The 12,929-nt window shown below is 64.0% G+C and carries 17 protein-coding genes and 1 pseudogene; 6 read left to right on the top strand and 12 right to left on the bottom strand.

The features are described 5' to 3' along the window. The 6 genes and pseudogenes from ABZX92_RS28090 to ABZX92_RS28065 all read right to left on the bottom strand — a co-directional run. Positions 1 to 174 (bottom strand): annotated as a pseudogene (locus tag ABZX92_RS28090) (replication initiator protein); the annotation flags it as partial. 56 nt (positions 175 to 230) lie between these two features. Then, positions 231 to 1,694 carry an FtsK/SpoIIIE domain-containing protein gene (locus ABZX92_RS28085; protein ID WP_355565530.1) on the bottom strand — a complete coding sequence of 488 codons (1,464 nt, stop codon included), beginning with the start codon at positions 1,692 to 1,694 and terminating at the stop codon, positions 231 to 233. After that, a complete protein-coding gene (locus ABZX92_RS28080; RefSeq protein WP_355565527.1) occupies positions 1,691 to 1,975 on the bottom strand; it encodes a hypothetical protein in 285 nt (94 codons plus the stop codon). Before ABZX92_RS28080 ends, ABZX92_RS28085 begins: the two co-directional genes overlap by 4 nt. A gap of 157 nt (positions 1,976 to 2,132) precedes the next feature. Further along, positions 2,133 to 2,390, bottom strand: a complete 258-nt coding sequence (locus tag ABZX92_RS28075) for an AMED_5909 family protein (RefSeq protein ID WP_355565524.1) — start codon at positions 2,388 to 2,390, stop codon at positions 2,133 to 2,135. A 2-nt stretch (positions 2,391 to 2,392) separates the two neighbouring features. Next, positions 2,393 to 2,671 carry a hypothetical protein gene (locus ABZX92_RS28070; protein WP_355565521.1) on the bottom strand — a complete coding sequence of 93 codons (279 nt, stop codon included), beginning with the start codon at positions 2,669 to 2,671 and terminating at the stop codon, positions 2,393 to 2,395. A gap of 2 nt (positions 2,672 to 2,673) precedes the next feature. Further along, positions 2,674 to 3,150, bottom strand: coding sequence for a hypothetical protein (locus tag ABZX92_RS28065; RefSeq protein ID WP_355565518.1), 477 nt, complete (start codon positions 3,148 to 3,150; stop codon positions 2,674 to 2,676). 200 nt (positions 3,151 to 3,350) lie between these two features. Between ABZX92_RS28065 and ABZX92_RS28060 the strand changes: the two genes are divergently transcribed. The 3 genes from ABZX92_RS28060 to ABZX92_RS28050 are packed head-to-tail and all read left to right on the top strand — an operon-like array spanning position 3,351 to position 5,705. Beyond that, positions 3,351 to 4,193 (top strand): GntR family transcriptional regulator, encoded by an 843-nt coding sequence (locus ABZX92_RS28060; protein ID WP_355565515.1) that lies wholly within the window; start codon positions 3,351 to 3,353, stop codon positions 4,191 to 4,193. Positions 4,194 to 4,195: 2 nt separating this feature from the next. Continuing rightward, positions 4,196 to 4,903 carry an HAD hydrolase-like protein gene (locus ABZX92_RS28055; RefSeq protein WP_355565533.1) on the top strand — a complete coding sequence of 236 codons (708 nt, stop codon included), beginning with the start codon at positions 4,196 to 4,198 and terminating at the stop codon, positions 4,901 to 4,903. Further along, positions 4,854 to 5,705 carry a hypothetical protein gene (locus tag ABZX92_RS28050; RefSeq protein WP_355565512.1) on the top strand — a complete coding sequence of 284 codons (852 nt, stop codon included), beginning with the start codon at positions 4,854 to 4,856 and terminating at the stop codon, positions 5,703 to 5,705. The genes ABZX92_RS28055 and ABZX92_RS28050 overlap by 50 nt, the downstream gene beginning before the upstream one ends. 21 nt (positions 5,706 to 5,726) lie before the next feature. On the opposite strand, the gene ABZX92_RS28045 is transcribed toward ABZX92_RS28050, so the two are convergent. Together ABZX92_RS28045 and ABZX92_RS28040 are read right to left on the bottom strand one after the other, a co-directional pair. Next, the gene (locus ABZX92_RS28045; protein WP_355565509.1) at positions 5,727 to 6,794 is read right to left on the bottom strand and encodes a macro domain-containing protein; all 1,068 of its coding nucleotides are present in this window, start codon (positions 6,792 to 6,794) and stop codon (positions 5,727 to 5,729) included. Positions 6,795 to 6,823: 29 nt separating this feature from the next. Next, positions 6,824 to 7,459, bottom strand: a complete 636-nt coding sequence (locus tag ABZX92_RS28040) for a DUF4433 domain-containing protein (protein ID WP_355565506.1) — start codon at positions 7,457 to 7,459, stop codon at positions 6,824 to 6,826. 95 nt (positions 7,460 to 7,554) lie between these two features. Here ABZX92_RS28040 and ABZX92_RS28035 point away from each other — a divergent pair, with 95 nt between their 5' ends. Next, positions 7,555 to 7,992, top strand: coding sequence for a hypothetical protein (locus ABZX92_RS28035; protein WP_355565504.1), 438 nt, complete (start codon positions 7,555 to 7,557; stop codon positions 7,990 to 7,992). A 301-nt stretch (positions 7,993 to 8,293) separates the two neighbouring features. Here ABZX92_RS28035 and ABZX92_RS28030 read toward each other — a convergent pair whose 3' ends face one another. After that, complete coding sequence (locus ABZX92_RS28030; RefSeq protein WP_355565501.1) at positions 8,294 to 8,689, bottom strand: hypothetical protein; 396 nt, start codon at positions 8,687 to 8,689, stop codon at positions 8,294 to 8,296. 135 nt (positions 8,690 to 8,824) lie between these two features. Here ABZX92_RS28030 and ABZX92_RS28025 point away from each other — a divergent pair, with 135 nt between their 5' ends. Together ABZX92_RS28025 and ABZX92_RS28020 are read left to right on the top strand one after the other, a co-directional pair. Beyond that, entirely contained in the window at positions 8,825 to 9,526 is a 702-nt protein-coding gene (locus ABZX92_RS28025; RefSeq protein WP_355565499.1) for a thermonuclease family protein, read from the top strand. Positions 9,527 to 9,623: 97 nt separating this feature from the next. After that, positions 9,624 to 10,046: a hypothetical protein gene (locus ABZX92_RS28020; protein ID WP_355565496.1), complete on the top strand. Its 423-nt coding sequence runs from the start codon at positions 9,624 to 9,626 to the stop codon at positions 10,044 to 10,046. Here ABZX92_RS28020 and ABZX92_RS28015 read toward each other — a convergent pair. From ABZX92_RS28015 to ABZX92_RS28005, 3 genes are all read right to left on the bottom strand, one after another. Continuing rightward, positions 10,043 to 10,369 carry a hypothetical protein gene (locus ABZX92_RS28015; RefSeq protein WP_355565493.1) on the bottom strand — a complete coding sequence of 109 codons (327 nt, stop codon included), beginning with the start codon at positions 10,367 to 10,369 and terminating at the stop codon, positions 10,043 to 10,045. The two genes, ABZX92_RS28020 and ABZX92_RS28015, sit on opposite strands and share 4 nt — an antisense overlap. A gap of 67 nt (positions 10,370 to 10,436) precedes the next feature. Continuing rightward, entirely contained in the window at positions 10,437 to 11,357 is a 921-nt protein-coding gene (locus tag ABZX92_RS28010) for a MerR family transcriptional regulator (RefSeq protein WP_355565491.1), read from the bottom strand. Positions 11,358 to 11,401: 44 nt separating this feature from the next. Next, a complete protein-coding gene (locus tag ABZX92_RS28005; protein WP_355565488.1) occupies positions 11,402 to 12,901 on the bottom strand; it encodes a carboxylesterase family protein in 1,500 nt (499 codons plus the stop codon). Positions 12,902 to 12,929 lie beyond the last annotated feature (28 nt).

Raw genomic sequence — 12,929 nt, 5'->3', positions numbered from 1 at the left:
CGGCCGGTCGTCACACGGTGCACAGACGCTCTCGACAGTCGATCCACACGGCACCGCGACGTAGCGGACCTCGTAGGACTCGTGGTCCTCGACTTCCATCGTGAACGGCCGGACGCACACACCGTGCTGCTCAGCAGCAGCCTTGGTGACGTCGATCGCGGCCGGCTGCCTCATCCGTTCCGCACGTGTCTGACCTGCAACATCGCCGGGAAAGGTAGTGATGTTCGTGCTCACGCCGCCTCCCTCTGGTCATGACCTCCGGAGAGGTGGTGAACGGTCGCCGGAGCGAGGAACAGCCCGAGCTCAACGAGGTCCGCATCCGTGACGTGGAACGCCCGTGCCCGGTCCGGTTCGCGCTGCCCGTCCTCCTTGAGCCAGGCCACACCGGGCGTGTTCTCGCTGATCTCGTGAGCAGCCGCCCCGCGTTGCCTGACGCCGTCCCCGAGCACCATGTCGACCTGGATCGGCTCATCGAGGCGCAGCGCCACGCGTGTTGTGAACAGGTGCCGGAAACCCACGATCTCCTTGCGCGGGTCCTGGACCAGCGCCACCGTGGCCACACCAGGAGCGCGTCCCTGTGAGCTGATGGTCTGGACGGCGCGGGAAGCACGCTCCCGCAGTTGCTTGTCCTGCTGGTAGGCGATCAGGTCCGCCAGCTCGTCCACCACCAGGACCGTGAACGGCTCACCAGCGCTACGCGTCCACAGGCGACGAACGCCCCGGTACCGCGAAGCGCGAGCCTTGACCTCTGTCGCGATCTCTTCGAGCAGCTCGACCGCGTCCGGCCCGTTGTCGTAGACGACTTTGTCGAATGCGTCCGGGCATTGGCCGAGTTCCATCCCGCCCTTGGGATCGATGCCGACGAGCCGAACCAGACCGGCACGAATCGCGGGAGCGAGCTGCCAGACGATCGACCAGAGCACCGAGCCCTTGCCCGCGCCAGGAACGCCGACCACGAGGATCTGCGAGCCCAACAGCTTGAGTCGCCACGGCTTACCGGTCTCCGTCCGCCCGACCACCAGCTTCTTGAGGTCGACGTCTGCGGAGTCATCGAGCCGCGGGACGGGTACCGGCCGGGCGAGCGGATCGGCGTGGATGAAGTCGAGTTCGAGCAGTCGAGGCTTCAGCACGCGAACCCGGCAGGACCGAGCGTTGAAAGAGTGCGCCAGGTTGTCCCGTCGCGCTTCCCACTGCTCTGGAGACTGCGCCGGGATCATCCGCACCCGGACCTTGTCCCGCCAGCCCTCAGCACGAACGCGTCGGAGAGCAGGCCGGTACTCCTTGCCCCGGTGTTCCTTGGCGAGGTCGGCCAGCCGCATCACGGTGCGCCACTTCGGCACGTAGACCGTGGCCCGCCGCCATTCGGTGACGACGCGGTACCAGCAATGCCGCAGGAACGACCGCTGATGCAGCCCGTACCAGATCGACAGGGCGGCAACCAGGGTGAGCAACGCCAACACGAGCGGCGACAGCCCGAACTCTCGGTACCCCACGAGCCCGACCACAGACACGCCGGCCGTCACCGGGTACCGAAGGCTGAGGAGGACCAGGCGGACGCCGAGCCACACCGCGACCCCTGCCAACACGAACGGCAGCGCGATGACCTTCGCCCACCGGGGAAGCCATATCCACCACGGAAAGCGCGGCCGAGCACCCTCGAACGGAGCCGGATCAACCCACTTCGTCCCGCTCATCGCGCACCACCCGAGCACGCGACACACTCAAAGACGCTGCCCACACTCGGGATACGGCCAACCGGCCGGAACGCTCCCTGACCGGTACCGCACTGACGCTTGCAGGTCAGGCACTCAAGACCTTCAGCCTGCGCCTGGGTGAGGTCGAGGCTGACGAGTTCCCCGTTCTCCAGCATCACGGCGAACGTCGACACGGCCTGCTTGCTGGCGATCAGCCGATCCCAGCGCTGTTGTTTCAGGGCCTTGTCTGGCGCACAGATGCGCCCAGGCTCTACGCTCATCGTTGTTCACTCCCACGTTGGAGGGACAAGCGCAGGAGCGGCATGGTTGGTAGCCGGTTTCCGCTTCTGCGCCTACGTTTCCCTTGCGCCGCAAGAAGACGTGCGGCATCGCCACGTAACCCCGCAGGATCACGCGCTCTGTCTAAACAGGACTTTGCTAGGCCTTCTTGCTGCTGAGTTCCCGGTCGATCGCTTCGGCCTTCTCCCGCTCACGGGTGGCCCAGTAGAGGGCTTCGTGGTGGTGCGCCCGATCCACCTCAGCGATCCGCGCGTACACAGCCGCGGAACGGACGTAGAAGTCCCGCATCACCTTGGGCGCGGAGTTCGGCGCGGGCATCAACTTGCCCACAACGTCGTGGGCCTCCATCAGCGTGCGAGCCTCCTGCGCAGGCACCCACTGCTCCGACTTCGCCATGCTCATTCCTCGTTCTGATCAGCCAGGGGCACCCGCGACTGCTCGATCCGCGCCCGGCGTTCGAATTCCTCAGCCGCAATGGAGCAGGCATGCCGAGCCCACAAGGGCACCGCCAGATCAGCGGCCAAGATCCGCCATGCCTGCGCCACTGCCGAATAACCAAGAGCGAGACGGACCACTGCCCGTGCATCCCCGATGCTGGAAGCGGCAAACAGCGCCGCCGTCTGCTCCGCGTACGCGGTGTTCCAGCGGGCGACCGCCTCACGCGACGGCCGCGCCACCGTCAGGCCGCCGTCTTCTGCTCGCTCTGGCCCTGCTGACCCGCAGGCTTGCTCTCACGCTTCGGCGGGGTTCCGGCCTGGAGGGAGGCGATGCCCGTGGCCCGGATGGTGAAGCCCTGGTACTTGAACCGGTCCCCCATGACGCGCGGCTCGACCGTCAGCCCCTCGAACGCGACCGGCCGGACCTCGACGCCGGGCATGACCTGCACCGCGTGCGGCGGGACGGGCTGGACATCCGCGAGCACCGTCACGGTGACCGAGGCGTCCCGCTCCTTCTCAGCCGACGGGTCAGTGACCACGACCTTCCACTGCCGCTTGCCCGAGCGTTCGTCGATCTTCTGCTTGGGCTGCTTACCGCGGGCCTTGTCCTCCTGGCTCATGTACTCCATGTCCGGAGCCACCTCACCGACCATCAGCGCGCCCATCGGAAAGACCTGGTCAAACGCCGCTTCGAAGCGCGTGCCGTACGGAACCGCCATGACAACCTCCCTAGCCTCGCTAGGCCGTCTGTACGACCTAGCCAAGTTACAAGCTAGCTAGGTTGTCTAGCCAAGTCAAGCAGGCTGGGTTTTGGGGTTGAGCTAGCTCACTAGGCGGGCTAGCCAAGCTGCCCTAGTCTTGAGGTGTTCTGTTTGGCTCTTCCTCAAACAGAACGGCCAGCCGTAGAGAAGGAGCAGTGGTGGCACTCGATCCCGACGACCCGCGCCCGCCGTATGTGCAGGTGGCGAACGCTCTCCGGGCCGCCATCCTGACCAAGGTCTTCAAGGCTGGGGACAAGCTGCCCTCGCGCGCCGAGCTGGCGAAGAAGTACGAAGTCGCGCCGATGACCGTGCAGAACGCGCTGCGTGAGCTGCGGGACGAAGGTTTGATCGTCTCCCGGCAGGGCAGCGGCGTCTTCGTCCGCGAGCGCACCGAACGCCCAGTAGGACTCCGTCCGCACATCGAGCGTGCCTTCGATGCCGAGCACGTCACCATCGACTTCTCTGGCTTCTCCGGCGAGACACTGCAAGGTGTCATGCAGGAGCCGCTGGACAAGATCCGAATCGGCCGGCTGACTCCAGCGTCGATCAACATCCGGATGCTCGTCCCGGACACGTCTCAGCCGTGGGCAATCCCATGCCAGGTCGAGGACCTGCAGGACAGCCCAGGCTTCCGCAAGCGCATGGACGAGATCATGCGCCGCCACACCCTCGCGATCGTGGACAACGTCCAGGAACTCGGCGACCTCGGCCTGGTCAAGGACGTCTCTGTAGAGATCAAAGTCCACCGCGCCGCGCCCCTGTTCAAGCTTTACCTGCTGAACAACGAGGAAGCGTTCTTCGGCTTCTATCCGGTCCGCGAGCATGTCATCCGCTTCGACGGCGACCCGAAGCCGATCTACGACCTAGTGGGCAAAGAAGCCATTCTCTTCCACCACAGCGTTACCGACGACGACACCAGCACTGGCAGTCAGTACGTCGAGCAGGCGCGCATGTGGTTCGACTCTATGTGGGGCACTGTGTCGACGGAGTACAAGCGGTGACTATGGGCTTCGATCAAAGCGATGACGAAGGTCGCTGTGTACGCAGCCTATTAGCAACCAGCGACGCACTTTTGCTTGACTTCGATGGCCCTATCTGCTCGGTCTTCGCCGGATACCCGGCGTCTATAGTTGCAAATCAACTTCGTGACGTTCTTTTGCACGGCGGTCATACTGAGCTTCCGACAGAGGTTGAGAAGACCGATGATCCGTTTGAGCTCTTCAAGTATGCTGGCATGCTTGGACACGATGAGGCGCATTATATTGAGGCAGCGCTACGTGCGTATGAGGTCGAAGCAATAGCGACAGCTGAACCCACGCCTGGGGCGCATGATCTTATTCACGGGTGGGTCGCCGGAGGGCGCAGTCTCGCGGTTGTGAGCAACAATAGCGCGGAAGCAGTCGAGTCCTATATTCATCGACAGAAACTTCCGTATCAGGATATTCTGATCGCCGCCCGCGAGTCGGCGGACCCTCAGTTGCTCAAGCCGAACCCTTACCTCATCAAAAGTGGCATCGGGAAACTCGGGTGCTCTTCGTCCTCAAGTCTCCTTGTTGGGGACTCGGTCACCGACATTTTTGCCGCAAGTGCCGCTAATGTTCGGTCGATCGGATATGCAAACAAGCCTGGTAAACGTGCTCAACTAGACGAGGCAGGCGCTGATGCGGTTGTGGAATCGATGGAGAAACTACTTCGATCTATCGGCCCGTAAGCTCGGGTTCCGTCCAGATTACTCGTCTCCTGAGGCGCGTACCATTGGTGAAACAGCCGAAACCTTCGGGATTTCGCGCGCGGAGGCGCTGGCGGTATATGAAGCGCTTGTCTACGTAAGCATGACGACAGGGCCGTATGCGCGCAAGACCGCATTGCCCGTGCTTCTGTTCATTTCGGTGCAGATCTTCCAGCCGGGACTTCTGTTCGAGTTCGGCTGGCTGAATAACGTGCTCGGAGGCGCCCTTCTTGTCCTTGTACTCGTCATGAGTATGTGGGACTGGAGATCGCCTCGCGTAGCGTATTCCAAGCTTCTTGTCAACGCGTACAAGGCATTGATCGATATCTCGCAGCTCGGTCGAAGTCGCAAGATTCAAGCAGAGGTGGACAATAAATGGAGAGCAAGAATTGTGCATGCCGCTAGCTATGTCCGCAGGGACATCCGAAAAGCGGCTTGGGTTATCGCTAGCGAGATGACATTTTTGCAAACTGGGAGCAGAAGTCTAATCGCACCTCAGCTTAGGAACACCTACGCGCGTGCGATCAACAACGGAGCACAGTGGCGGCCAAACGACCGCATGTCTACTGAGGAGGCCAAGCGCGCATGTGTGGAGTTGATCAAGAATCTATCAAGCAAAACTCCTGATCGCCTGATCTATGTGGAGTTTTCGACAAGAGCGCCAAATCTCGTTCCGCGGAGGGCGTGGAAGGTTATGGCTGTGATTCGCCCATTGATGGTTCCGGTGAGCGTTGCCGTAATCAGCGCTGTCGTGGCAGCCGCACTTCGGATTATTGTGAAGTAGGGCGTGAGGGTGCCCTAGCGGCTATGGATCCAGTAGCGAGCAGCCCACGAGATGGTTGTACGCCACGCTTGCTTGTTCTTGCTTGAACAAGGCGCGCTTTCTTGGTGACCAATTCTCGATGCGTTTTATGATCATCGATATGTTGTGATCCGAGTTTTCTGCATCAGTTGCCGCAAAATGCACAGTGCTTAGCAGCTCGACCCCGTATGGAAACTCAAAGCCTGCCACTATTTGCCCAAGGCGTTCAATCGCCCTTGAAAACCCATCGTCGTCGGCGAGCAGCCTGCGTGCTTCGTCAATAGCGGAACCGTCTAGCGACAAGGTCGCCTTCGCGCCGCCTGTGCCATCGCCGAACCCGTAGATGAAATGGCCTTCGACGGCGCTAATGAAGTTATCTAGATTCTTGGCATACGGCCCATAGTGGCCTTGCGTGAAGCGCAAGCCAAGCGGCCATCCAGATTCCTGGAGGAAGTACGCAATCTTGTGTGCTTCTAGCATGGACAGCTTACGCTCGACTGCAAGACCAGCATTCAAGCTAAGATCGATGTACTCATCGAATGCGCGGATCACGGCCCCGCCAAAGCGTGTCAACCGCGGCCTCTTCGTTCGAACGGGCATTGATGCCGTTGACGGTGCGCCGGACGGTGCATATACAAATACATCAACATCAGTCAAGTCGCCAAGCGCTGCCTCGATGAGGGGATACACGTCATTCCAATCGAGACCGCCGTTGCCGCAACCAAGTGGCGGTATAGCGATCGACCGGATGTTGTGTTTTTCGATCACCTCGCGCAAGGCGCTCAACCCTGAGCGGACGTCTTCAAGTCGAGATTGTGCGCGCCAGTGCCGCTTAGTGGGGAAGGCGAGAATGTACTTGGGGTTTGTCATCAAGCCAGTCTCGTGGACAAGAATCTTGCCGACCTCGAACTCGCCCTTCCGGCACGCAGAGGCGTACTCACGGAAGCTTTCCGGATACGCTCGTTTGAACTGAAGGGCAATGCCCTTACCCATCACTCCGACAGTGTTTACCGTGTTCACGAGCGCTTCGGCTGTTGATTCGAGGAGATTGCCTTGAGCTTGATGAAACATCCTACACCTCCCTTGACTGTTCCGGCTGCCTAGAAGTACCAGTTGGGCCTGACGTGTACGGGGATATTGTTCCCGACAATCGCTCTCGCCTGCTTGGCAACTTCTTCTGACTTAGTAATGATAGCACCAATGCAGTGCAGGGGAAGGAATCTGTGAACTAGAAACTCGGCTTGTCGTCGACGTACGCGGTCTCCGTCCTCTTCAGTGTCGCTCCAGTAGCGCTCCTTCATCAACGGCCAGTCCACCTCGTTGTGAAGTTCATTCCAGTCGTTGTAGTGCTGGGTGATGTAGGCAGCGCAGTTCCCATCGCTCCCGACCCAGTTTAGTCCCGCAGCTGTTACGCGTTCTACAGATGACACCAGATAGATCAAAGTGTCTTGGCCGCCGCCATAGGTTGATACGCCGCCCTTGTGGATTCTGAAGAGCATCGGGGAGCGAGGCGCGAAGTAGAACGGCACGTAGTCGCCGACACTCCCGTACGGGCTTGCGGTAATCGGTATCTCCCGACGACGCGCTTTGATGTCTGCTGCGGCACAGTCCACCGACGGCCCGCCGATCTGGCTCATCGCAGCGTCACACCACATGCCACCCTGCTCGACGATGCCGGGCAGGTTCGCGATGGGCGTGAAGTGCATGATCAAAGTCTCGGCTTGGGCGGCAGCCATGTGTTGCTCCGGGTCGGGGTGCATCAGTTGGTTTGCATCATGGCAAGTAGGTCTGACATTTTGCGGCAGACCCGCTGTTGACCTCGATGATGAGGTTGAGCAAGGGCGTGATGACGGTCGTTGCAGGCCATCGTGCATTGCCTGCCGAACTTGGCTCTATGGGATCAAGGCGCGCCGCCGACGGCGGCGCGCTGTGCCTGTCACCTTGGCACCGGGTCCACATCCATCCCGGCACGCCAGGCTCCCGCTTCGCTCCGCCTGTCGGCCGGGCGGCGCGGCACGGCCGGCCGGTCGGCAGCACCACCGTCGACGGCGCGCAGGACCCAAGCTTCCAGCCAGCACCGGCCAGGCCGATCGCGCGCATGGTCACCCTGATCGAGCTGGGCACGGCGATCGACGCCCGCCGACGCTCCGCGCCAACGGCCAACGAACCGCGGACAGCACGAAGGGCAGCACCCCGACACGCCATGATCAGCCACGGCCAGCAGCGACGCGTCAAGGCGGGAGAACGTGCCTTGACCCGCCACTACTGACCGCGAGATCAGCTTCGTGTCGGGGTGATGCCCCAGGTGTGGACAGCCCGAAGCCAGGCCGTGTCCAGGCCGTCGAAGGTCCGGAAGGGTCGATCAACGACGACAAACGACGACCCGGAACGCGCAGGTCAGCCGAGATTCAGCCTCAGGACGGCCAGATCAGCCAGACCCCAGCGCAAGATCTTCACGATCTTCGAGGGAACTTCGGAGATTCAGCGACTGGTCGTGTCGCGCATGATCTCGGGAATGCAGATCAAGTGACCGAACGGGCCGGGGTGACGTCACCCCGGCCCGTTTCACGTCAGCAGGACGCGCCGCTGGCCCCGGTCAGCGCGTCGTCGTCCACCCACACGGTGGCGACGGCGCGGCTGCACTTGTCGTTGAGGACGCGGCTGAACGTCCAGACGTCCTTCTGATTCACCTCGCCCCTGGTGGGCGGGGTGGTGATGCCGTCCGCCCGCAGTGCGATGTCCGCACGGAACGGGCTGCTGCTCACGAGGCGGACGTGGCCGTACTTGCCGCCGCAGCCCTGGAACTGCGTGATGGTGGCCATCGTCGAGGTGCCGCGCTTGACGACGCTGGTCGAGCCGATCTGCACGGCGCTCGGGCAGGTCGGCGGGGTCGGTTCTGCTGCCTGTGCGGTGCCCGTGAGGAGCAGGGCGACGCCGGTCGTGACGATTCCCAGTTTGATCAGCACGGATGTGAACGTAGGTCGCGTTGGTTAGCCGACGGTAAATCCGCGAACGCGTGGAGTAACGCTGGATCTCGCTGCGCCGATCAGCCCAGTGGATCGGCGTTAGGGGGAATCGAGATGCTCCCGAATGTGTACCTCATGGCTGCCGCGGTTCTGGCCGGTGCCGCGGGCAGTGCCTACGTCGTGACGGTCGTGGACCGTCGGGAGCCGGCTGTGGCGAGTGTTGTGCGCGTGGTCGACGGCGAGACGGTCGAGGTGCGCGAGGGCGATCGGGTCACGGTTGTACGGCTGGTGAACGTCGATGCGCCTGCTGCGGACGAGTGTTTGTACGACGAGTCCCGGAAGAAGCTGAGCGAGCTGCTGCCGGTCGGAAAACAGGTCACGGTCACGAGAGAAGGGCCGTTGGTCGGCCTGTCCACAGAGGACGGTCTGGTCAACGCGAGACTCATCGCCGACGGACTGGCCGTGCCCACGGTCAACGGGACGCGTTTCCTCGACCAGGTGAAGGCAGCCGACAACGCGGCCGCGGAGAACCACAAAGGGCTGCATTCGCCTGAGGTGCCGTGCACGTTGCCCGGGCAGGTCAAGGCGATCACCGAGGCGGCTGCCGCCGTTGAGGCGCAGCCGCTCAAGGCCAGCAAGACCGAGCTGACGGTGGCAGCGGACACGGCCAGGACCGCGATCGCGCTGGTGGATCAGCTGGGCAAGCCCGGCGGGCTGACGTGGGACGCGGTGGCGCCGGTGGACCAGACGGTGTTGCTGGCGAAGGTCACCAAGGCGGTGCCGACGTTGTACCGCAAGGAAGCCGAGCTGCGGAACGTCGTCAAAGGCTTGAAGTAGTGGCCCGCCGTACCCCTGCGCCGGCGGGCCGCCACGAACATCTCGGTCTGCGGTTATAGGCCGGTAAACGTCCTGGTTGGCCCTACGCTCCCGAACCATGAGGCTCTTACCGGTGCAGTGGGCCGCGGTCGTGCTGATCGTGATCGACGCGATCGTCATCGCGGTGGGGTTCGTGACCGGCACCGCCGTGGTGCCGGGCTGGGCGACTGTCGTGCTGGTGCTCGCCTCCATGGCGCTCATGGTGCTGCTGCTCATGCGGTCGGGCGAGTCGATCCGCATCGACGGAATGCCGACGTTTTTCAAGCTGCTGCGCGAGACGTTGCCGACGTGGGCAGTCGCGCTGACCTTCGTCGCGTTCTACGGCGGGTGGCTGATCGCCGTGATCGGGATGCTGTCCCGCAGCACGGCCCGGAACGAAGTGGCTGACCAGCGACTCTGGACGGCGTTCGCCCTCGCGTTCGCTGGTGCCGTGCTCGGGTTCGCCGGCATTGCACGGCGGCGGCTCGAGGAGACCCGCTAGAGCGGCAGCGGCAGGATCGTCGCCACGCGCTTGAGCTCGCGGTGGTGCACGGCGAGCAGCACGACGTCGTCGGCGCGGCGAAAGTGCAGCACCCGGAAGCTCTTGTACGGGCTGTCGTGGTGGGTGATCATCTCGACCCGGCCCTGGGCGGGACTGAAGACGATCCGCTTGTCCCAGACGATGCGGGACGGGCCGAAGCAGAGCTCGCCTTCCTGCCAGCGGCCGTTGATGAAGACGTCGCCGTCGCCCAGCGTGTGGTCGTCGCCCGTGGGGCCCAGAATCCCCGCAGCGACTCCCCCGATGACCTCGATCAGAACAGACACAACGATCCCCCTTCGTCCTCACGAGAACGAGCTGGGCGCCCAGCTGGTTCCCGCAGGTGGCAGGGGTTTAGCCGAACGGCTGCCCGGCGGCGCGCAGCCAGGCGCGCTCACGGGAGTGGTCCGGCATGGCCGGCCATCCGTTGATCCTCGCGATCAGCACCCAGTACCGCTCGGCACGTGGGTCCGCGAAGTCGGAGAACGTGCGCAGCCGCTCGACGACGCGTTCGTCGTTCGGCACGCCCAGCGCCTCCGCCCAGTTGGCGTTCACGCGGTCGACGACCTCGCGAGCCTCGTCGGACTCCGGCGCGACACCGGCTTCGAGCGCCGCGCGCGCCTGGTCGATCGCGAAGTTGAACGCCGCCATCTGGTTGTCGGCCGGCGGGCTCATGTCCGCGCCACCACGACGCTGTTCCTCGTGCTGCTGGGACATCCGCTTCACCGACGCCCGGAAGTCCGGATCCTGCACCAGCTTCGCGAGCTCGACCCACGCCTCCAGCTGTTCGGTCGACGGGTCGTCCGGCAGCTCGATCCGCACCGAGCGCATGTGCTGCTCGAACTGCGGATCCAGCTCGTACGGCCCGAACACCTCCTCGAAGAAGTCGTCGAGGATGCGCTGGCGCTCCTCGTCCGACATCCGCGCCAACTCGTTCATCAGTTCCATCTCCCCTCCCTTGGCGACCGCGCGCAGGACGGCACGGCGGATCCGCAACGTCCTCATCTGCGCGTCGATCGCGTCTGCATGGGCGCGCGCCACGTCGGTCACCGTCACCTCGCGGGCGAGAACCCGCCCGGCGGTCGGCAGGTCGACACCCAGATCCCGCAGGGTGCGGACGAGCTTGAGCTTGGCGACCGCCTCACCGTCGTACGTCCGGTAGCCGCCGACCGTTCTCGCGGTGGGCGGGATGAGGCCCTGGTCGGAGTAGAACCGGATCGTTCGGACGGTGAGGCCGGTCATCCTGGCCAGCTCGCCGATCTGGTAGCGCGTCACGGGGACAACTCTGAACCCTCCAGTGACTGGAGAGTCAAACCCGATTAACCGATCGAGTTCCAGAACCCGCAGTTGTGCCTGGTCAGGCCGTTGATGTGGCCGACGTGGCCGAGCGAGTACTCCTGCACGTCGCCGCTCGCGTACCGCGCCCAGCCGGGCTTGCCGGTGCGCGCGAACGTCGTCCAGTCGCGGATCATCGTCGACGCCAGCTGCTGCTGCGCCGGGGTGAGGTCGAACGTCGGGATGTCGAAGAAGTAGGCGAGCTCGAACGAGTGCGCGGCGCCGGCCGGGAAGCCCGCGGGGAACAGGTCCTTGAACCAGCCGAGCGGCGCGGTGCGGTCGGCGAACTCGTAGCCGTAGGTCGGCGTGTAGCGCGAGAGCAGCCGGTCATCCGTGAGCTGGTTGCACGCCCACACGCCGTCTGTGAGCACAGCGCCGTACGCAACACGCGCTGACTCACCGGCCGGGTATTCGGCCACGATCTTGGCGGCCTTCTCCGCACCGAACCCCTGCTCCAGCAAACCGTTGTAGTCGAACGGTTCCGGCACGGTCGCGGACGTCAGCCTGCCCTCGTCCCGGGTGTTGCCCCAGATCACCGGGACGCGGTTGAAGCGGCCGGACTTCAGCGCGTCGACGGGGTTCACCGGCAGCACGCCGGTGCCGGTCACCACCGGGGTCGCGCCGCGGTCGATCGCGGTGAAAGCCGTGGGAGGCAACGAACGCAGGCACGCGATGTCGGAGCAACCGAGCTGGGCCGAGATGGCCACGGCGTCGGCCGCAGCCGCGTCCTTCGTGATCCACGGGCTACCGGCGGGCTTGGTGTGGATCACGCCGTTGGCACCCCACGTCGTGGAGCAACCACCGCTCTGCGCGATGGCCTTCTGGAACAGTCCGCGAGACCGCGGTGATGTCACGTGCGCACACACGTCGAACGCACCGCCGGACTCACCGAAGACGGTGACGTTGTGCGGGTCTCCACCGAACGCGGAAGCGTTGCGCTGCACCCACTTCAGCGCCGCCTGCTGGTCCTCGATGCCGTACGCGCCCGAGTCCGGCAGGTCCGGGTGCCCGAAGAAGCCGAAGAAACCGAGCCGGAAGTTGATCGTCACGACGACCACGTCACCCTGCACGACCAACCGCCGCGGGTCGAACCCGTCACCGGACAGGTAGCTGTTGCCGCCGCCGTGGAGGTACACCATGACCGGCTTGCGGCCGTGCGTGGCAGGCGTCGTGACGTTGAGGTACAGGCAGTCCTCGGTGCTGCTCGGCGAACCGGCTCCGGGTGCCTGCGCGCAGACAGGGCCGGGCTTGGTGGCGTCACGAGGCGTCGTCCACGGCGTGACCGGCTGCGGCGAACGCCACCGCAGCTCGCCCACCGGCGGTGCCGCGTACGGAATCCCTTGGTAGACCTGGCGATCGGCGAGAACGGTGCCGCTGACGGGACCGGCGTCGGTGCGCACCAGGCCGGGCTCGGAAGCCTGCGCCACCGCGATCGGAGTGGCCAGCAGCGTTGCGGCGATCAGCAAAGACAGTCGCTTGAGCACGTTGTTCGTCCCCTCAGAAGAAGCGTTG

The organism is Lentzea sp. NPDC006480 (genome assembly GCF_040611995.1).
Lineage (GTDB): Bacteria > Actinomycetota > Actinomycetes > Mycobacteriales > Pseudonocardiaceae > Lentzea.
Note: the sequence above shows the minus strand (reverse complement) of the source record. Positions and strands in the feature narration are given on the sequence as shown.

Bases quoted from the DNA above. Each gene is read 5' to 3' on its own strand.
- ABZX92_RS28050 (WP_355565512.1), top strand. From the start codon at position 4,854: ATGCGGTTGTGGAATCGATGGAGAAACTACTTCGATCTATCGGCCCGT.
- ABZX92_RS28045 (WP_355565509.1), bottom strand. From the start codon at position 6,794: ATGTTTCATCAAGCTCAAGGCAATCTCCTCGAATCAACAGCCGAAGCG.
- ABZX92_RS28085 (WP_355565530.1), bottom strand. From the start codon at position 1,694: ATGAGCGGGACGAAGTGGGTTGATCCGGCTCCGTTCGAGGGTGCTCGG.
- ABZX92_RS28075 (WP_355565524.1), bottom strand. From the start codon at position 2,390: ATGGCGAAGTCGGAGCAGTGGGTGCCTGCGCAGGAGGCTCGCACGCTG.
- ABZX92_RS28055 (WP_355565533.1), top strand. From the start codon at position 4,196: ATGGGCTTCGATCAAAGCGATGACGAAGGTCGCTGTGTACGCAGCCTA.
- ABZX92_RS28025 (WP_355565499.1), top strand. From the start codon at position 8,825: ATGGCTGCCGCGGTTCTGGCCGGTGCCGCGGGCAGTGCCTACGTCGTG.
- ABZX92_RS28065 (WP_355565518.1), bottom strand. From the start codon at position 3,150: ATGGCGGTTCCGTACGGCACGCGCTTCGAAGCGGCGTTTGACCAGGTC.
- ABZX92_RS28080 (WP_355565527.1), bottom strand. From the start codon at position 1,975: ATGAGCGTAGAGCCTGGGCGCATCTGTGCGCCAGACAAGGCCCTGAAA.
- ABZX92_RS28020 (WP_355565496.1), top strand. From the start codon at position 9,624: ATGAGGCTCTTACCGGTGCAGTGGGCCGCGGTCGTGCTGATCGTGATC.
- ABZX92_RS28040 (WP_355565506.1), bottom strand. From the start codon at position 7,459: ATGGCTGCCGCCCAAGCCGAGACTTTGATCATGCACTTCACGCCCATC.